Annotated in this window: 16 protein-coding genes; 7 read left to right on the top strand and 9 right to left on the bottom strand. The window is 54.9% G+C overall.

The features are described from left to right. Positions 1-12: 12 nt before the first annotated feature. The 3 genes from GRPL_RS12070 to zwf all read right to left on the bottom strand — a co-directional run bounded on the left by GRPL_RS12070 (position 13) and on the right by zwf (position 4,202). The gene (locus GRPL_RS12070) at positions 13-654 is read right to left on the bottom strand and encodes a bifunctional 4-hydroxy-2-oxoglutarate aldolase/2-dehydro-3-deoxy-phosphogluconate aldolase (protein ID WP_032695282.1); all 642 of its coding nucleotides are present in this window, start codon (positions 652-654) and stop codon (positions 13-15) included. A 39-nt stretch (positions 655-693) separates the two neighbouring features. Further along, positions 694-2,505: a phosphogluconate dehydratase gene (gene edd / locus GRPL_RS12075; RefSeq protein ID WP_032699374.1), complete on the bottom strand. Its 1,812-nt coding sequence runs from the start codon at positions 2,503-2,505 to the stop codon at positions 694-696. 221 nt (positions 2,506-2,726) lie between these two features. After that, the gene (gene zwf, locus GRPL_RS12080) at positions 2,727-4,202 is read right to left on the bottom strand and encodes a glucose-6-phosphate dehydrogenase (protein ID WP_032686930.1); all 1,476 of its coding nucleotides are present in this window, start codon (positions 4,200-4,202) and stop codon (positions 2,727-2,729) included. Positions 4,203-4,521: 319 nt separating this feature from the next. Between zwf and GRPL_RS12085 the strand changes: the two genes are divergently transcribed. Next, positions 4,522-5,427, top strand: a complete 906-nt coding sequence (locus GRPL_RS12085) for a MurR/RpiR family transcriptional regulator (protein WP_160873290.1) — start codon at positions 4,522-4,524, stop codon at positions 5,425-5,427. Positions 5,428-5,553: 126 nt separating this feature from the next. Then, positions 5,554-6,996 carry a pyruvate kinase gene (pyk, locus tag GRPL_RS12090; protein WP_032686929.1) on the top strand — a complete coding sequence of 481 codons (1,443 nt, stop codon included), beginning with the start codon at positions 5,554-5,556 and terminating at the stop codon, positions 6,994-6,996. Between the two features lie 64 nt (positions 6,997-7,060). Here pyk and GRPL_RS12095 read toward each other — a convergent pair whose 3' ends face one another. After that, entirely contained in the window at positions 7,061-8,395 is a 1,335-nt protein-coding gene (locus GRPL_RS12095; RefSeq protein ID WP_032699373.1) for a 2-hydroxycarboxylate transporter family protein, read from the bottom strand. Between the two features lie 425 nt (positions 8,396-8,820). Here GRPL_RS12095 and GRPL_RS12100 point away from each other — a divergent pair, with 425 nt between their 5' ends. From GRPL_RS12100 to dcuR, 3 genes are all read left to right on the top strand, one after another. Continuing rightward, positions 8,821-9,768 carry an AEC family transporter gene (locus tag GRPL_RS12100; protein WP_032699372.1) on the top strand — a complete coding sequence of 316 codons (948 nt, stop codon included), beginning with the start codon at positions 8,821-8,823 and terminating at the stop codon, positions 9,766-9,768. 71 nt (positions 9,769-9,839) lie between these two features. After that, positions 9,840-11,525: an NAD-dependent malic enzyme gene (locus tag GRPL_RS12105; RefSeq protein WP_032699370.1), complete on the top strand. Its 1,686-nt coding sequence runs from the start codon at positions 9,840-9,842 to the stop codon at positions 11,523-11,525. Positions 11,526-11,604: 79 nt separating this feature from the next. Continuing rightward, complete coding sequence (dcuR, locus tag GRPL_RS12110) at positions 11,605-12,321, top strand: two-component system response regulator DcuR (RefSeq protein WP_032699369.1); 717 nt, start codon at positions 11,605-11,607, stop codon at positions 12,319-12,321. A 55-nt stretch (positions 12,322-12,376) separates the two neighbouring features. Here dcuR and lpxM read toward each other — a convergent pair whose 3' ends face one another. From lpxM to znuA, 3 genes are all read right to left on the bottom strand, one after another. Further along, positions 12,377-13,351, bottom strand: a complete 975-nt coding sequence (gene lpxM, locus GRPL_RS12115) for a lauroyl-Kdo(2)-lipid IV(A) myristoyltransferase (RefSeq protein WP_032695586.1) — start codon at positions 13,349-13,351, stop codon at positions 12,377-12,379. 177 nt (positions 13,352-13,528) lie between these two features. Continuing rightward, positions 13,529-14,848 carry a murein DD-endopeptidase MepM gene (gene mepM, locus GRPL_RS12120; RefSeq protein WP_032699367.1) on the bottom strand — a complete coding sequence of 440 codons (1,320 nt, stop codon included), beginning with the start codon at positions 14,846-14,848 and terminating at the stop codon, positions 13,529-13,531. Between the two features lie 15 nt (positions 14,849-14,863). Further along, positions 14,864-15,808 carry a zinc ABC transporter substrate-binding protein ZnuA gene (gene znuA, locus GRPL_RS12125; RefSeq protein WP_032686922.1) on the bottom strand — a complete coding sequence of 315 codons (945 nt, stop codon included), beginning with the start codon at positions 15,806-15,808 and terminating at the stop codon, positions 14,864-14,866. A 78-nt stretch (positions 15,809-15,886) separates the two neighbouring features. Here znuA and znuC point away from each other — a divergent pair, with 78 nt between their 5' ends. Further along, complete coding sequence (gene znuC, locus GRPL_RS12130; RefSeq protein ID WP_032699366.1) at positions 15,887-16,639, top strand: zinc ABC transporter ATP-binding protein ZnuC; 753 nt, start codon at positions 15,887-15,889, stop codon at positions 16,637-16,639. Continuing rightward, positions 16,639-17,424, top strand: coding sequence for a zinc ABC transporter permease subunit ZnuB (znuB, locus tag GRPL_RS12135; protein ID WP_032686920.1), 786 nt, complete (start codon positions 16,639-16,641; stop codon positions 17,422-17,424). The genes znuC and znuB overlap by 1 nt, the downstream gene beginning before the upstream one ends. 93 nt (positions 17,425-17,517) lie before the next feature. Here znuB and ruvB read toward each other — a convergent pair whose 3' ends face one another. Beyond that, on the bottom strand, positions 17,518-18,528 hold the full coding sequence (gene ruvB / locus GRPL_RS12140; protein ID WP_032686919.1) for a Holliday junction branch migration DNA helicase RuvB: 1,011 nt from the start codon (positions 18,526-18,528) through the stop codon (positions 17,518-17,520). An 8-nt stretch (positions 18,529-18,536) separates the two neighbouring features. Next, on the bottom strand, positions 18,537-19,148 hold the full coding sequence (ruvA, locus tag GRPL_RS12145) for a Holliday junction branch migration protein RuvA (RefSeq protein ID WP_032699415.1): 612 nt from the start codon (positions 19,146-19,148) through the stop codon (positions 18,537-18,539). Between the last annotated feature and the right edge of the window lie 8 nt (positions 19,149-19,156).

The following is a 19,156-nucleotide window of genomic DNA, read 5'->3' as shown; positions in this document are numbered from 1 at the left end:
AGGGCGTGGAAATTACTTCGCGCCTTCAACCGCTTCGCGAGCAATTTTGGTAATACGGTCGTAATCGCCCGCTTCCAGCGCATCCGCCGGAACCAGCCAGGAACCGCCGATGCACAGCACGCTGTTCAGTGCCAGGTAGTCGCGGTAGTTCGCCGGTGAGATGCCGCCAGTCGGGCAGAAACGGATATGCGCGAACGGACCGCCAATCGCCTGCAGCGCTTTTACACCACCGTTAGCTTCCGCCGGGAAGAATTTGAACTCTTTCAGGCCATACTGCATGCCCAGCATCAGTTCGGAGACGGTGCTAATCCCCGGGATCAGCGGGATGGACCCTTCTTCAGTCGCCGCTTTCAGCAGGGACTCGGTCAGACCCGGGCTGATAGCGAACTGCGCGCCAGCCTCGGTGACGGCTTTCAGCTGCTCAACGTTTGTTACGGTACCTGCGCCGACAATCGCCTCCGGCACTTCTTGCGCAATCGCGCGGATCGCATCCAGCGCGCATGCGGTACGCAGCGTGACTTCCAGTACGCGTACGCCGCCGGCAACCAGCGCTTTGGCCATCGGCACAGCGTGTTCCAGCTTTTTCACCACGATCACCGGGACAACCGGGCCGTTGGTGAGGATTGCTTCTGCAGTTGTTTTCCAGTTTTTCATTAGAGTTTCTCTCTCGCCAGATCTACAAATTGTATCGTCTTAAAAAGTGATGCAGGTTGCGCCCTGTTCGGCTCCGGAGAGTTTTTCACGCAGCGCTGCGAACATTTCCCGGCCGCTCCCGACGCGCGAACTGCTGAGGTCAGGAACATGCGGCTGGCGTGCAGCCAGCTCAGCGTCATCCACCAGCAGCGTCAGTTCGCCCGTCTGCCCGTTGACGCGGATAATATCGCCATCACGTACTTTTGCCAGCAGCCCACCATCGTACGCTTCAGGCGTAACGTGGATTGCTGACGGGACCTTGCCAGATGCGCCAGAGAGTCGACCATCGGTAACCAGCGCAATTTTGAAACGGCGGTCCAATAATACACCAAGTGGCGGCATAAGTTTATGTAATTCTGGCATGCCGTTCGCTTTTGGCCCCTGATGGCGAACAACCACCACGCAATCCTTGTCCAGCATTCCGGCTTCGAAAGCAGGCAAAACGTCGTGCTGGCTTTCAAACACCACCGCCGGGGCTTCAATTATCTGGTTCTCAACCGGTACGGCCGAGGTTTTCATCACCGCACGCCCGAGGTTGCCGCTCAGCACTTTCGTCCCGCCATGGCGAGAGAATGGCTTGTCGAAAGTCGCAATAACCTGATCGTCTAATGGCGCCGTCGCCCCTTCGCGCCAGTCCAGCTCGCCGTTATTCAGCCACGGTTCCATGGTGTAACGGGAGAGACCAAAACCGGCTACGGTGTTGACATCTTCGTGCAGCAAACCGCCTTTCAGCAGCTCACGAACCAGCACCGGTACGCCGCCCGCGGCCTGGAAGTGGTTAATATCCGCCGGACCGTTCGGGTAAAGGCGCGCCAGCAGCGGCACAACATCGGAGAGATCGGAGAAATCATCCCAGTTAATGATAATGCCCGCCGCGCGAGCCATTGCGACCAGGTGCATCGTATGGTTGGTCGAACCGCCGGTTGCCAGCAACGCAACGATCCCGTTCACCACCACTTTCTCATCAAACATTTTGCCCAGCGGCATCCATTCATTACCGTTACCGGTCATGCGCGTTACCTGGCGTGCGGCGGCGGCGGTCAGCGCCTGGCGCAATTCGGCATCCGGATGCACAAACGACGAGCCCGGGAGCTGCATGCCCATAAATTCCACCACCATCTGGTTGGTGTTCGCCGTGCCGTAAAATGTGCAGGTACCCGGGGCGTGGTAGGAGGCCGCTTCAGACTCCAGCAGCGCCATACGATCGACTTTACCCTCGGCATACAGCTGGCGGATGCGTACTTTTTCTTTATTTGGCAGGCCGCTGGCCATCGGGCCAGACGGCACGAATACTGACGGCAGGTGGCCAAAGGAGAGCGCGGCCATCGTCAGTCCGGGGACAATTTTGTCACATACGCCCAGATACAGCGCGCCGTCGAACATGTTATGCGACAGGCCGATCGCGGCCGACATTGCAATCACTTCGCGGCTCAGGAGGGAGAGTTCCATCCCGTCCTGCCCTTGGGTGACGCCGTCGCACATCGCCGGTACGCCTCCCGCGACCTGGCCTACCGCATTCACCGAATGCAGCGCTTTGCGGATGATATCCGGATAATACTCATAGGGCTGGTGGGCGGACAGCATGTCGTTGTAAGAAGTGATGATGGCGATATTGTTACGCAACATGCTTTTCAGCGAGGCTTTATCTTCCGACTGACAGGCAGCAAAGCCGTGGGCGAGATTACCGCACGCCAGCTGCGCGCGATGGACGGTATCCGTCTTCGCCTGGTTAATCCGTGCGAGGTAGGCGGTGCGGGTATCGCGCGACCGTTCGATAATGCGATTTGTTACCCGTAACATTGTCGAATTCATAAAGGCTCCTGAATTTTTATCTGTCCGGCCACAGCATTTTAGCAACCTCTTAGAAGGTGAAAGGCACCAACACTGCAGCTCAGCGGCAAAATATCTATCCGCAGTGTAATAAAAAAAGCCCCAGGGGTGAATCCTCCCGGGGCTTAAAAGAGCAAAAATTATGCGACTTGCTGCGTCAGATCATGTTACCGGTAAAATAACTCCTCCGGATAACGCGCAAACTATTCAAATTCGTTCCAGGAACGACCGTCGCGGGTGATCATCGCCACAGAGGCGACCGGCCCCCAGGTACCTGCCTGATAGGGCTTCGGCGCATCGCGATCGGCAGCCCAGGCTTCAGTAATGGAGTCAACCCACTTCCACGCCTCTTCAACTTCATCGCGACGCACGAACAGCGCCTGGATACCGCGCATGGTTTCCAGCAGCAGACGTTCATAGGCATCCGCCAGGTGAGTCTGGTTGAAGGTCTCCGAATAGCTCAGATCCAGCTTGGTTATCTGCAGATTGTGTTTGTGGTCAAGACCCGGCACTTTGTTGAGGACCTGAATATCCACGCCCTCATCCGGCTGCAGGCGAATCGTCAGCTTGTTCTGCGGCAGCTCCTGCCAGTTCTCTTTAAACAGGTTCAGCTCCGGGGTTTTAAAATAAACCACCACTTCAGAACATTTGGTCGGCAGGCGTTTACCGGTACGCAGGTAGAACGGCACGCCGGCCCAGCGCCAGTTATCGATATCGACGCGGATAGCCACAAAGGTCTCGGTATTGCTGGATTTGTTCGCCCCCTCTTCTTCGAGGTAGCCCGGGACTTTTTTACCCTGGGCGAAGCCGGCGGTGTACTGGCCGCGGACCGTTTTCTCACGTACGTTGGAGCGGTCGATACGGCGCAGCGACTTCAGCACTTTGACTTTTTCGTCACGAATGCTGTCGGCACTGAGGTCTGACGGCGGCGACATCGCGATCATGCACAGGATCTGCAGCAGATGGTTCTGGATCATGTCGCGCATTTGCCCAGCCTGATCGAAGTAACCCCAGCGGCCTTCGATACCCACTTCTTCCGCGACGGTGATTTCAACGTGGTCGATCGTGCGGCAGTCCCAGTTATTGACAAACAGGGAGTTCGCAAAGCGCAGCGCCAGCAGGTTGAGCACCGTTTCTTTGCCAAGGTAATGGTCGATACGGTAAACCTGGCATTCTTCGAAGAATTCGCCGACCTGATCGTTGATCTCGCGGGAGGTATCCAGAGAGGTGCCCAGCGGTTTTTCCATCACCACGCGCGCAGGTTTGGCGTTCAGTTTCGCCTGGCCGAGGCCTTTGCAAATGGCGCCAAAAGTGCTTGGCGGCATGGCAAAGTAGTTGATGGTGACGCGGTTTTCCTGATCCAGCATTTTGCCCAGACGGGAAAACGCTTTGGTATCGTTCACATCGAGGTTACAAAAATCCAGACGTCCGCTCAGGGTGTCCCACAAACCTTCATCAATCTTTTCCTTCATGAAGGTTTCAAGCGCTTCACGTACGACCCTGGTGTAAGCATCTTTATCCCAGTCAGCACGTCCTACCCCGATAATCCGGGTCTCAGGGTTGATCTGGCCAGCTTTTTCGAGCTGATACAGGGAAGGCAACAATTTACGCCGCGCCAGGTCACCCTTCGCGCCGAAAATGACCAGATCGCATGCCTGGGCCGTTTGCGTTACCGCCATGTCATTCTCCTCAGTTGATAGTCTGGTGCTTATGCCAGGCTATATTTGTAATTTTCTTACACTGCACTGTACTGTGTTTACGAACTTCCCGAAACCCTCAGGCCGCCATTCCCGGCGCTAAACCGCACGCGGAGAAAAGTTTCGGCGACTATTTGGGCAAGCGGCTAAACCTGTTCGTTCTTTCGACCGGTTTTAAGTTAATAAAATACGACTCTGATCATGTAATGAAAAAAAACAACATTTTTTAACGTCATTCCTCCCCGCTTAGCGTAACGGAGGGGTATATTCTTGCTAAAACGCCTGATGATTTCATCCATTAATGAAATCGCTTCCACTGATGAGCGCTCCGTTACCCATGAATATGCTGGAAAAAATCCAGTCCCGGCTGGAACACCTTAGCAAATCCGAACGCAAAGTGGCGGAAGTCATTCTTGCTACGCCTGCTCAGGCGATTCATTCAAGCATTGCGGCCCTGGCGCTGGAAGCTGGCGTCAGTGAACCGACCGTTAACCGTTTTTGTCGGAGCCTGGAAACCCGCGGCTTTCCCGATTTTAAACTTCACCTGGCACAAAGCCTGGCACACGGTACTCTCTATGTTAACCGCAATGTCGATGAAGACGACAGCGTAGAGTCCTATACGGGAAAAATTTTCGAGTCAGCCATGGCCAGTTTAGATCAGGTCCACCACTCTCTCGATATGTCAGCGGTCAATCGCGCCGTCGACCTTCTGACCCAGGCCAAGAAAATTGCCTTCTTTGGCCTCGGTTCTTCGGCAGCCGTCGCTCATGACGCCATGAACAAATTTTTCCGTTTTAACGTTCCGGTTATCTACTCCGACGACATTGTCCTGCAACGCATGAGCTGTATGAATTGCAATGATGATGACGTTGTCGTGATTATCTCACATACTGGCCGGACGAAAAGCCAGGTCGAACTGGCGCAGCTGGCGCGTGAAAACGATGCCATGGTCATCGCCATCACGTCGGCGGGTACCCCGCTGGCGCGAGAGGCAACCTTGTCGATTACGCTTGATGTCCCCGAAGATACGGATATCTATATGCCCATGGTTTCACGTCTTGCCCAACTGACGGTCATAGATGTGCTGGCCACCGGCTTTACCCTCCGTCGAGGAGCGAAATTCAGAGATAACTTGAAGAGGGTCAAGGAAGCATTGAAGGAATCGCGTTTTGATAAAGAGCTGCCTGTACACAGCGACAACCCATAAAACTTGATAATTAGGTAGTGACCCATTACACCTTCGGTTACGTTCCGGCAGAGCGACATTGCTGACCGGCACCGCCGATTCCATGTTCACGCAACACCAAAGTTGTTTTAGTCAACGGAGTATTACATGTCCAGAAGGCTTCGCAGAACCAAAATCGTAACGACCTTAGGCCCGGCAACCGATCGTGATAATAACCTTGAAAAGGTGATCGCCGCAGGCGCTAACGTGGTACGTATGAACTTCTCTCACGGTACCCCGGAAGATCATCAGATTCGTGCAGATAAAGTCCGTCAAATCGCGGCAAAACTGGGCCGTCACGTGGCCATCCTCGGCGATCTGCAAGGCCCGAAAATTCGCGTATCCACCTTCAAAGAAGGCAAAATTTTCCTTAATATCGGCGACAAATTCCTGCTCGATGCAGAGCTGGGTAAAGGCGAAGGCGACAAAGAGAAAGTCGGTATTGATTATAAAGGCCTGCCGGCGGACGTCGTGCCAGGCGATATCCTGCTGCTGGACGATGGCCGCGTACAGCTGAAAGTGATCGAAGTTCAGGGTCTGAAGGTGTTCACCGAAGTCACCGTCGGCGGACCGCTGTCAAACAATAAAGGGATCAACAAACTGGGTGGCGGCCTGTCCGCCGAAGCGCTGACTGAGAAAGACAAGGCTGACATCGTCACCGCGGCGAAAATCGGCGTTGATTACCTGGCCGTCTCCTTCCCACGCTGTGGCGAAGACCTGAACTATGCCCGCCGCCTGGCGCGTGAAGCCGGCTGCGATGCGAAGATCGTCGCGAAAGTCGAGCGTGCGGAAGCGGTTTGCGATCAGGACGCGATGGACGACGTTATTCTGGCCTCCGACGTGGTGATGGTTGCCCGTGGCGACCTTGGCGTGGAAATCGGCGATCCGGAACTGGTGGGTATTCAGAAAGCCCTGATTCGCCGCGCTCGTCAGCTGAACCGTTCGGTCATCACCGCGACTCAGATGATGGAGTCGATGATTACTAACCCGATGCCAACCCGCGCGGAAGTCATGGACGTTGCCAACGCTGTCCTCGATGGTACCGATGCCGTGATGCTCTCTGCGGAAACCGCCGCCGGTCAGTATCCGTCAGAAACCGTGGCCGCGATGGCGCGCGTCTGTCTGGGCGCCGAAAAAATCCCAAGCCTCAATGTCTCCAAACATCGTCTGGATATCCAGTTCGACAACGTTGAAGAGGCGATTGCCATGTCAGCGATGTATGCGGCGAACCACCTGAAAGGTGTCACCGCGATCATCACCATGACCGAGTCCGGTCGTACCGCGCTGATGACTTCACGCATTAGCTCTGGCCTGCCCATTTTCGCCCTCTCCCGCCATGAACGTACGCTGAACCTGACCGCCCTGTATCGCGGCGTGACGCCGGTTCACTTCGACAGCACCAACGACGGCGTTGCTGCGGCGCACGATGCGGTGAATCTGCTGCGTGATAAAGGCTATCTGGTCTCGGGTGACCTCGTTATCGTGACCCAGGGTGACGTGATGAGCACCATCGGCAGCACCAACACCACGCGTATTCTGACCGTCGAGTAATATCGACCTCGTGGTGAACGCCTAACCTGCCAGCATCATGCCGGCAGGTTTTTTTTATCCGCAATCAGACAATCCAGCTCAGCAGCAATGTCGCGGCAATCACCGTTGAGGCGCCGCCGATACGGGTGGCAATCTGTGCAAATGGCATCAGCGACATGCGATTCGATGCCGAGAGTATCGCCACATCCCCGGTACCGCCCAGCCCACTGTGGCAGCTGGTGACAATCGCCGCTTCAACAGGATACATATTCAGCCGGGAAGCGATGAAAAATCCGCTTAACGCCATGGCAATAACGATGGAACCGCAAACCACCACGTAGCCGATGGAGAAGACGGAAACAACGCTCTCCAGCGGGACATACAGCATCCCAAGGCCGATCATCAGCGGCCAGACGAGGGCGGCGGAGACAAATTTGTAGCAGCTATGCGCCCCCAGCTCCATCGCGGCAGGGATAATTTTGCTGTATTTGCACAGAACGGCGGCCAGAATCATCAATACCGGTCCCGGGATGTGCAGCACTTTCTCCAGCAGCCCGCCAACGATGAAAAATGCGCAGATCATTAGCAGCCCGGCCCCCATCAGCTGGAAATCGGTAGGCTGCCCTGCCTGAGACTGCGAGAAAACGTGGTTATCATCATGGCTGCGAATCAACATACCATCACCGGACAGCGCCGGACGGCGGACGCCCAGGCGTGCCAGAAAGCCGGCGCAGATAATGGCGAAGATATTCCCCACCACCGCAGCGGGCGCTAGCTGTGCAACATACACGTCCGGGGTTTGCCCAAGGATCGCCGAATAGGCCAGCGACAGCGGCAGGATCCCTTCCCCAATACCGCCGCCGATAATCGGCACGATAATAAAGAAAAAGGTGTGGTAAAGACTGTAGCCGAATAAGCTGCCCACCAGCAGGCCCGTCGCGATCGCCGCCCCGGTCCCCACCACCAGCGGAACGAACATGCGCACCATACCCTGGATAAGAATGGTTCTGTTCATGCCCAGAATACTGCCGACCACCAGGCAGGCGATGACAAAATAGAGTAAATTGGCCTCTTTCATCAACAGATGCACGGTGCCCAGAGTATGGGGATCAAATACCCCGAAATAGACCAGCACCGACGGCATCATCAAACACAAAATAGCCGGACCGCCGATATCTTTAAGCACCGGCACCATTCGGCCGATTTTGGCCAGAGCGAATCCCAGGGTCATAATGACCGCCAGCCCGCCAATCATGTTCTTTGGCAACAGTCCCGCCATTGATGAGACGGCGACAATCGTTGCGATACCGACAAACAACGTTAAAGGTACGGCGCCGACGTCAACGTTGGATAAGAAACGCGGAGTTTGCCCACTCGAGTGCGTTTGTTCTACCGGATGGTTGAGTGAATTATTTTTCATGTTGCACCTGAATTGTAATAGATGGCGTAGGATCGAGGCGCAATATTAAAATTGCGCAGTAAAATAAAAATAAAAAACAAAAAAATGAAGAAGTATGCGAATTAAAACCAGATAAACGGTAGCACAGGAGTTTTCGCTAAAAAAGAAAACCACGCCCTTCCTTCACGACTTTGTGACTGAGTTAGAAACTCCCGTTTAAGTAATTTAAATTATTACGGCGTAGCTAAAGTTATCAGTCACGACATTTAATTATCGGCAGTCATGAAAAACAAGGAGTTAATCTCCGCGCCGCTATTTGTAAGTAAAGTTCCCAAGGCGAAATTATTTAAATACCCGCCACTGTGATTTCAATCACCTTTCATTCCATAGGGGATCGTTAGATTAAAAACCACAAGTAACCCTACAGCCTATTTTCAGGATAATTTATGCCTACGCTGCTATTACAATCATTGTTCCCATTAGTTTTTATCATGTTACTCGGTTGGCTCAGCGGTAAGTTAGGCTATACCCGTCGTGAAGATGCCTCGGTGTTAGCCACCGTCGTCATTCGGTTTGCTCTGCCCTTTCATCTTTTTATAGGCGCATTAAATACCAACCCGGATAAAATTAAAAACTTCGCCTTTATGGCGGTATTAGTGATTGGCCTGATGGGGTCTTATTTCCTTACCCTGCTGATCTCGCGCTACGTATTCCGCCATGACATCAAAACCAGCGCGCTCCAGTCCCTGGTGTGCGCATTTCCTGATATGGCCTATTTCGGTGCGCCGGTCCTTGCCGTCCTGATTGGGCCCGAAGGGTTTCTTGGCGTGCTTATCGGCAACTTAATCACCAGCGTCTTCATGATTCCCCTGACGATAATCCTGATTCGGATGGGCGATAAACATGCCGCTGGCGATGGAGAGAAAATTCATGCGGGTAAGCTGATTGTGCAAAACCTGCTGAAAGCCATCAGAAACCCTATTGTCTGGATCCCGATCTCGGGGGTGCTGCTGAGCCTTGCTGGCGTACAGCTTCCCCATATGCTCAGCATGCCGATTGAAATGGTCGGGAAAATTGCCGGCGGCCTGTCGCTGTTTGCTCTTGGCCTGCTGTTTTATGGAGAACGCCCGACGGTTAATATTCAGACCTGCACCAACATCAGTATTAAAAATCTGCTTCAGCCCGCTATGATGGCCGCGGCAGGCCTGGCTTTTGGTCTCAGCCATACGCTGATGCAGCAGGTCATTATCATTGGCGCCACCCCTTCAGCCATCGCTGCCAGTATGTTTGCGCTGCGCAGCGATACTTATATTGAGCCGGCCTCATCCTCTATTTTACTCGGCACCGCCATTGGCGTGGTCACCGAAGGCATCATGATTTATTTAATTTCTTAATTACCGTCTCAGGGCAACATTTCTATCAAGTTAAACCTGTTTTTATTTAAACAATGTTCAGGAGTTATCAAATGTTAGTCAAAGAAACATTATATACCCCTTACAATGGCGCAGTGCTGCTGGAAAATCCGCTGTTAAATAAAGGGCTCGCTTTTACCGAGGGGGAAAGAACGGCGTTTAATCTCCAGGGATTACTTCCGCATAATGTTGAAACTATCGAAGAACAGACGGAGCGCGCGTGGAAGCAGTTCAGTGAATTTAAGCGCGATATTTCCCGACATATCTATCTGCGGAATATTCAGGATACTAACGAGACGCTCTTTTATCACTTGCTACGCCGTCATATGAAAGAGATGCTGCCGGTGATTTATACGCCAACCGTCGGAGAAGCCTGCGAACACTTCTCCGAAATTTATCGTCGTGGGCGCGGTCTGTTTATTTCCTGGCCTAACCGGCATCACATTGACGAGATGCTGCAGGGCTTCTCCCGCCACGATATTCAGGTGATCGTCGTTACCGATGGCGAGCGTATTCTTGGCCTGGGCGATCAGGGTATCGGCGGGATGGGCATTCCGATTGGTAAACTCTCGTTGTATACCGCCTGCGGCGGCATTCATCCCGCTGCGACGCTGCCAGTGATGCTGGATGTCGGAACCAACAATGCGAAGCACCTCGAAGACCCGCTGTATATGGGCTGGCGTCATCCGCGCATTAACGACGATCAGTATATGGAGTTTATGGATAGGTTTGTCGATGCGGTAAAACGTCGCTGGCCGCATGTCCTGCTGCAATTCGAAGATTTTGCGCAGAAGAATGCCAGCCGCCTGCTTAATCGCTATCGCAACCAGCTGTGCTGTTTCAACGATGATATCCAGGGAACAGCCGCCGTCACGACCGGTACGTTGATTGCCGCCGCCGCGGTGGCAGGCACCCGTATGCGCGACCAGCGGGTTGTGTTCCTCGGCGGCGGTTCCGCCGGCTGCGGTATTGCCGAAAAAATTATTGCGCTGATGGTTGATGATGGTTTATCGGAGAAAGAAGCCCGCAGCCAGGTCTTCATGGTCGATCGCTTTGGTTTACTGACCGATGAGATGCCCAATCTGCTCGATTTTCAGCAAAGCCTCGTGACGCCGCGGGAGGCTATAGCCCACTGGGATGTAACCTCTGCCAACCTGTCGTTGATGGATGTGGTGCGCAATGTGCACCCGACCGTGCTTATTGGCGTATCCGGCCAGCCGGGTCTGTTCAGCGAAGCGATAATCAAAGAGATGCACCGCCACTGCCCACGGCCGATCGTGATGCCGCTCTCTAACCCAACCTCCCGCGCCGAAGCACAGCCGAAAGACTTGCTGGAATGGACTCAGGGTAACGCGCTGATCGCCACCGGCAGCCCGTTCGAACCGGTGTTCTGTCAGGGGACGACCTACGATATCGCTCAGTGCAACAACGCCTATATTTTCCCTGGACTGGGGTTAGGCATCCTGGCGACCAAGGCGGAGCGCGTCACCGAAGCCATGCTGATAACCTGCAGTAAAACGCTGGCGGCCCACTCGCCGTTAGCCACCACCGGCAAAGGCGGGTTATTACCCCCGGTGGAAGAGATTGAGATGATTTCCCGGGCCATTGCTCTTGATGTCGCTCTGGTGGCCCAGGCCGAAGGCGTCGCCGAAAAACTCAGCGAGGAAGAGCTGATCGCGAATATTGATAAAACCTTCTGGCACGCGCGTTACACCTCCTATAAGCGTTCATCGCTGTAGCGACACGTTCCTTCATTAATCCTGCGGGAAGCATCCAGGCGTCGACTCCCCTGCTTCCCGATAGTCAAAGGAACCGCGCATGTTCAATGTGCTTATTGTGGATGATGATTCGATGGTTGCAGAGCTGAACCGGCTGTTTATCAGCAGGGTCGCCGACTTTCGCTGCTGTGGTATCGCCTCAACGCTGGCGGAAGCTGAGCAGATGCTGAACCATGTACCCGCGATCGATTTGATCCTGCTGGATGTGTACATGCAGCGAGAGAACGGACTGGATCTGCTGCCCATCCTGCGTACGAGCGCCCGCAGTATCGATGCGATCATGATTACTTCCGCCGCCGATGCGGCAACCGTCCAGACGGCGATGCGCTATGGCGTGGTTGATTATTTAATTAAACCGTTTCAGTTCCCGCGTTTTGAAGAGGCGCTGCTGACATGGCGCAAACGACGCGAGCTGCAGCACGCCAAATCCCGCTACGAGCAGTCCGATGTTGACGATTTACTGCGCAGCGGTATTCAGCGCCCGGATAACGCCCGCCGCTTACCTAAGGGATTAACGCCGCAAACGCTGCGCCTGGTGTGCCAATGGATTGATAGCCATCAGGAGAACGCCTTCTCGACAAATGAGATCGCCAACGCGCTGCAAATCTCCAGAGTTTCGTGCCGTAAGTATTTAATCTGGCTGGAGAAGACGGGGATTCTCTTCACCAATAATCACTATGGCTTCACCGGTCGACCGGAATATCGCTACCGGTTGATTAGCGAGCAGACGGCTTTACTCAAACAATACAGCCGATGAACCCGGCAGGTTCATCGGCTCTCTTTTACTACGCCGGTGGAGGCACAGGCAGACGCTATTTCTTTTTCGGGAAGAGTTCTTTGCGCTTATAAGGCTCGATTTCCCCCGGCTTACGCGTCTTCAGCAACTTGAGGATCCAGGTATATTGCTCGGTATGCGGCTTGACGAAAATCTCGACCTCTTCATTCATTCGTCGCGCGATCGTGTGATCATCGGCGTCCAGCAGGTCATCCATCGGCGGACGTACCAGCACCGTCAGACGATGGGTTTTACCATCATAGACCGGAAACAGCGGCACCACGCGCGCGCGGCAGACCTTCATCAGCCGGCCAATCGCCGGTAAGGTGGCTTTATAGGTCGCAAAGAAATCGACGAACTCGCTGTGCTCGGCACCGTGATCCTGGTCGGGCAAATAGTAGCCCCAGTAGCCCTGGCGGACCGACTGGATAAACGGTTTAATGCCATCGTTACGCGCGTGCATGCGCCCACCAAAGCGACGTCTGACGGTATTCCACACGTAGTCAAAGACCGGATTCCCCTGGTTATGGAACATTGCCGCCATTTTCTGACCGCCCGAGGCCATCAACATGGCCGGAATATCCACTCCCCAGGCGTGCGGCACCAGGAAGATCACCTTTTCGTTATTACGCTGCATCTCTTCGATGATCTCTTTGCCCTGCCAGTCGACGCGGGAAAGAATATGTGCAGGATCCCGCAGACCCAGCTCGGCCATCATGACCATCGCCTGCGGCGCCGACATATACATTTCATCGATAATAGCCTCGCGCTCCTGCTCGCTCTTTTCCGGGAAGCAGTACAGCAGGTTTATCTGCGCACGACGGCGCGAGCTTTTCGCCAGCCGACCCACCGCACGTCCCAGTTTACCGAGGATCGGATCGCGAAAAGAGGGAGGCGTCAGGGCGATGCCGGCAAACGCAAAAACCCCCAGCCAGGCGCCCCAGTAGCGCGGAAGTAAAAAGGATTTTTCAAACTTTGGAATAAACTCAATATTATTTTTTTTCGTTTCCATGCCCAGTCCACAGCCGTACTGCATAAAAAAAGATAATGGGGTAATCCCGTCAAACCGCAAGTTGCAGCCTCAGAAGCCGTAAGACGACTTATTGTGGGTATAGTTTAGCGATACGATGGGGAACCTACAAAAGAAAAAGCCGGCGCGCGACAGGCACCGGCTTACACTGACATTCTGCTAGTCAAACCGCAGCTGCGGGATGACCTCTTTGACCTGCGCCAGATAATCGGTGCGATCGGAACCGCTCAACCCTTCGGTACGCGGCAGTTTCGCCGTTAATGGGTTAACGGCCTGCTGGTTAATCCACACTTCATAGTGCAGATGCGGACCGGTAGAACGTCCGGTGTTACCCGACAGCGCAATACGATCGCCGCGCTTCACTTTCTGCCCCGGTTTCACCAGCAGTTTACGCAGGTGCATATAGCGGGTGGTATAGGTACGGCCGTGGCGTACGGCCACATAGTATCCCGCCGCGCCGCTGCGCTTAGCCACCACCACTTCACCATCGCCGACCGCCAGAACCGGCGTCCCCTGCGGCATCGCAAAATCGACGCCGCGGTGCGGAGCGACGCGCCCGGTCACCGGATTCAGACGACGCGGATTAAAATTCGAAGAGACGCGGAACTGGCGCGCCGTCGGGAAGCGCATAAAGCCCTTCGCCAGACCGGTACCGTTACGATCGTAGAACTTACCGTCTTCCGCACGAATCGCGTAATAATCCTTGCCCTCTGAACGCAAACGCACGCCCAGCAGCTGGCTCTGTTCCCGTTTCCCGTCAAGCATTTCGCGCGACATCAATACCGAGAACTCATCGCCTTTTTTCAGCTTGCGGAAGTCCATCTGCCACTGCATCGCCCGGATCACCGCGCTCACTTCCGTACTGGTCAGTCCGGCTTCACGAGCGCTGGCAACAAAGCTGGCGCCCACGGTGCCTTTCAGCACGTTGTTGACCCAATCCCCTTTCTGCAGCTCGCTGCTCATTTTAAAGCCGTTCGCGACCCGATTGTAGGTGCGGGTTTCACGACGCGACATTTCCCACGTCAGACTTTGCAAATCCCCCTCTGCCGTTAAGGTCCATGAGAGCTGCTGACCAATTTTCAGGTTGCGCAACTCTTTGTCGGCTGAGGAGAGCTGGGCGATATCGCCCATATCGATGCCGTACTGGTTGAGGATGCTGCTCAGCGTATCGCCAGTGGAGACCACATATTCGTGGCCGCCTGACTCGCTGTCAGCTTTATCATCCAGTTCATCTTGAGGAATGGCTTCTTCTTCCTGCGGCGCCTGGTCGATAGGCTCGGAGGCTTCCGGCAGCAGAGAACGGATTTCGCTTTTTTCCAGCTCAATCGTCCTGACGATAGGGGCGGATTCCGGATGGTAGATATAGGGTCGCCAGACGGCGACCGCTAATGTCAGAACGCTCAACGACCCCAGCATGACGCGGTGAGGTCGTGGCAAATTGTTGAATGCCTGAGTGACAGCGCGGGCTATCTGTTGCACGTATTCACTTCCTCGTTAATCTCCTTTCAGGCAGCTCGAATACTGTTTCGCCAGTTGGTCGAGGAACTGCGGGTAACTTTCTTTACCCAGCTTAATCCCGGTACCAAGAGGGTCCAGAGTCCCCATGCGCACAGAGGTGCCCCTGGCAACAGCTTCTATAACGGCTGGCCTGAACTGTGGCTCAGCAAAAACGCACGTGGCTTTTTGCTCAACCAGCTGTGTTCTGATTTCGTGTAAACGCTGCGCACCGGGCTGTATTTCAGGGTTTACGGTAAAATGCCCCAGTGAGGTCAGACCGTAGTGTTTTTCAAAGTAGCCATAGGCATCATGAAAAACGAAATACCCTTTTCCTTTCAGCGGTGCGAGCTCGTTACTCACCTGCTTATCGGTTGAAGCTAATTTTGCCTCAAATTCTTTCAGGTTAGCGTCAAGTTTGGCTCGACTCTGCGGCATAAGTTCCAATAATTTATCGTGGATTGCAACCGCTGAAAGCCGCGCTATCTCTGGGGATAACCACAGATGCATATTGTAAACACCATGATGGTGATCGCCGTCACTATTTTCACCTGCGGCGTGTTCGTGGCCATGATCGTCATCGTCGTCATCCGCCCCTTTCATGAGCAGCGGTTTCACGCCGGCAAGCTCAGCAATGGTCACCTTTTTATTCGACGCAATGCTTTGCGTTGACTTGTCCATGAATGCTTCCATCTCTGGACCAATCCAGACCACTAAGTCTGCGTTCTGTAAGCGTTTTGCATCGGAAGGACGCAGTGAATAATCATGCTCTGAAGCGCCGTCAGGCAGGAGCACCTGGGTCTCCGTGACTCCATCAGCGATAGCGGAAGCGATAAAGCCTAAGGGTTTCATTGAGGTAACCACGGCGGCATTCGCCGTAGAGGTCTGAGCGAACAAAAAAACGGCGCCAAGTCCAGCGCAAAGAAGCGTATTTTTATGTAACATAATGCGTCTAGTCATCGTAATGAATGAGAAAGATGTGATATTATAACATTCACTCGCTTGTGCAACCCCTAATTTGACATGACAAATCTTGTAACTCTCGAAAACGTCTCGGTCACCTTCGGCCAACGACGCGTACTGTCTGACATTTCGCTGACGCTAAAGCCCGGCAAAATTTTGACCTTACTCGGCCCTAATGGCGCAGGCAAATCCACGCTCGTGCGGGTGGTTCTTGGACTGGTAGCACCGAGTGACGGTGTTATCAAGCGCGAGAACAATCTGCGGATTGGCTACGTCCCGCAAAAACTGCATCTGGATGCCACGATGCCGCTGACCGTCAGCCGGTTCATGCGCTTACGTCCCGGCACCCGCAAGCAGGATATCCTGCCGGCGCTGAAACGTGTCCAGGCCGGGCACCTGATTGAAGCGCCGATGCAAAAACTCTCCGGTGGCGAGACCCAGCGCGTGCTGCTGGCCAGGGCCCTGCTGAACCAGCCGCAGCTGCTGGTGCTGGATGAACCCACGCAGGGCGTCGACGTTAACGGACAGGTTGCCTTGTACGATCTGATAAACCAGCTGCGTCAGGAACTGGATTGTTCGGTGCTGATGGTCTCCCACGATCTGCATCTGGTGATGGCGAAAACCGATGAGGTGCTGTGCCTGAATCAACATATTTGCTGTTCCGGCACCCCGGAAGTGGTCTCCCTGCATCCGCAGTTTATCTCGATGTTTGGCCAGCGCGGGGCGGAACAGCTGGGGATCTATCGCCACCATCATAATCACCGCCATGACCTGCAGGGGCGGATTGTACTGCGTAGGGGAAATGAGCGCTGATGATTGAACTCCTGTTACCCGGCTGGCTGGCCGGTATTATGCTTGCCTGTGCGGCAGGACCGCTCGGGTCGTTCGTGGTCTGGCGCCGGATGTCCTATTTCGGCGATACGTTAGCTCATGCCTCTTTGCTTGGCGTGGCCTTCGGCCTGCTGCTTAACGTGAATCCGTTTTATGCGGTGATCGCCGTGACCTTAATGCTGGCAGGCGGCCTGGTGTGGCTGGAAAAACGCCCGCATCTGGCGCTCGATACCTTACTGGGGATTATGGCGCACAGCGCGCTGTCGCTGGGTCTGGTAGTGGTTAGCCTGATGTCGAATATTCGTGTCGACCTGATGGCCTATCTGTTTGGCGATTTACTGGCGGTAACGCCGGAAGATTTGATCTCTATCGCCATTGGCGTGGTGATTGTGCTGGCGATCCTGCTCTGGCAGTGGCGCAACTTGCTATCGATGACCATCAGCCCCGATCTGGCGTTTGTCGATGGCGTGAAGCTGCAGCGGGTGAAACTGCTGCTGATGCTGGTCACCGCGCTGACCATTGGCGTCGCCATGAAGTTCGTCGGCGCGTTGATTATTACCTCGCTGCTGATCATTCCTGCCGCCACGGCGCGCCGCTTTGCCCGTACGCCGGAGCAGATGGCCGCAGCTGCCGTTGGGGTGGGGATTATCGCGGTGACCGGTGGGCTGACCTTCTCGGCGTTTTACGATACCCCCGCTGGCCCGTCCGTGGTGCTGTGCGCCGCGCTGCTGTTTATCTTCAGCATGATGAAAAAATCGGCCACCTGACCGACGCCCTCTTCCCCGGTCACGCCGAGTCGACCGGGGTCATCCCCCTTGCCCTGCCGGGACATAGACACAGCTCACCTGCCGGGAGGCAGATTACGGCATTTCCGGCGGCGTGATGCCGAAGTGATTCCAGGCGCGTACCGTCGCCATCCGCCCACGCGGCGTGCGCTGCAAAAAGCCTTGCTGGATCAGATACGGTTCCAGAACATCCTCGATCGTTTCCCGCTCTTCGCCAATCGCCGCCGCCAGGTTATCCAGGCCGACGGGGCCGCCGAAGAATTTATCGATGACCGCCAGCAAAAGTTTGCGGTCCATATAATCGAACCCTTCCGCATCAACATTCAGCATGTCCAGCGCCTGAGCGGCGATGTCCAGCGATATGGTGCCATCGTGGCGTACCTCGGCAAAGTCACGTACCCGGCGCAGCAGACGGTTGGCGATACGCGGCGTACCGCGCGCCCGGCGCGCCACTTCCAGCGCCCCTTCGTCGCTCATTTCCAGGCCCATAAAGCGGGCGCTGCGGCTGACGATATGCTGCAGGTCAGGGACCTGGTAAAACTCCAGCCGCTGTACAATTCCGAAACGGTCACGCAGCGGCGAGGTTAACGACCCCGCGCGCGTCGTGGCGCCAATCAGGGTAAACGGCGGCAGGTCGATTTTGATCGACCGCGCCGCTGGCCCTTCGCCGATCATGATATCCAGCTGGTAATCTTCCATCGCCGGATACAGTACCTCTTCCACCACCGGCGAAAGGCGGTGTATTTCATCAATAAACAGCACGTCGTGGGGTTCGAGATTGGTGAGCATGGCGGCCAGATCGCCCGCCTTCTCGAGCACCGGACCGGAGGTGGTGCGCAGGTTGACGCCCATCTCATTGGCGACGATATTTGCCAGGGTGGTTTTCCCAAGCCCCGGCGGGCCAAAGATCAGCAGGTGATCGAGCGCATCCCCGCGCAGCTTTGCCGCCTGGATAAAAATCTCCATTTGCGAACGCACCTGCGGTTGACCGACATACTCTGCCAGTAATTTGGGGCGGATTGCGCGATCGGCCGACTCTTCAAACCCGGTGCTGTCTGCTGAAACCAGCCTGTCTGCTTCAATCATCCCTTACCTCACAACGCGGCGCGGAGCGCTTCACGAATTAGCATTTCACTGTTAGCATCCGGGCGCGCGATTTTACTCACCATCCGGCTGGCCTCCTGAGGTTTATAGCCCAGCGCCACCAGCGCGGCAACCGCTTCCTGCTCCGCATCGTCATCTGACGGGCCAGCCGGTGAAGTCAGCACCAGATCCGTCGCTGGCGTAAACAGATCGCCGTGCAGACCTTTGAACCGGTCTTTCATTTCAACGATCAGACGCTCAGCAGTTTTCTTACCGATACCCGGCAGTTTCACCAGGGCAGCCAGCTCCTCACGCTCTACGGCATTAACAAACTGCTGCGCCGACATGCCGGAGAGAATCGCCAGCGCCAGCTTTGGCCCGACGCCGTTGGTTTTAATCAGCTCTTTAAACAGGGTGCGTTCCTGCTTGTTATTAAAACCATAGAGCAGCTGCGCATCTTCGCGAACGACAAAATGGGTAAAAACGATGGCCTCGTTGCCCACATCCGGCAGTTCATAAAAACAGGTCATTGGCATATGTACTTCATAGCCCACGCCTCCCGTTTCCAGTAATACAAGCGGGGGTTGTTTTTCGAGAACGATGCCTATGAGTCTGCCTATCACATGGAGCT

The sequence above is a fragment of the Klebsiella planticola ATCC 33531 genome, from assembly GCF_000735435.1.
Lineage (GTDB): Bacteria > Pseudomonadota > Gammaproteobacteria > Enterobacterales > Enterobacteriaceae > Klebsiella > Klebsiella planticola.
This window is presented reverse-complemented; position numbering and strand designations above follow the sequence as displayed.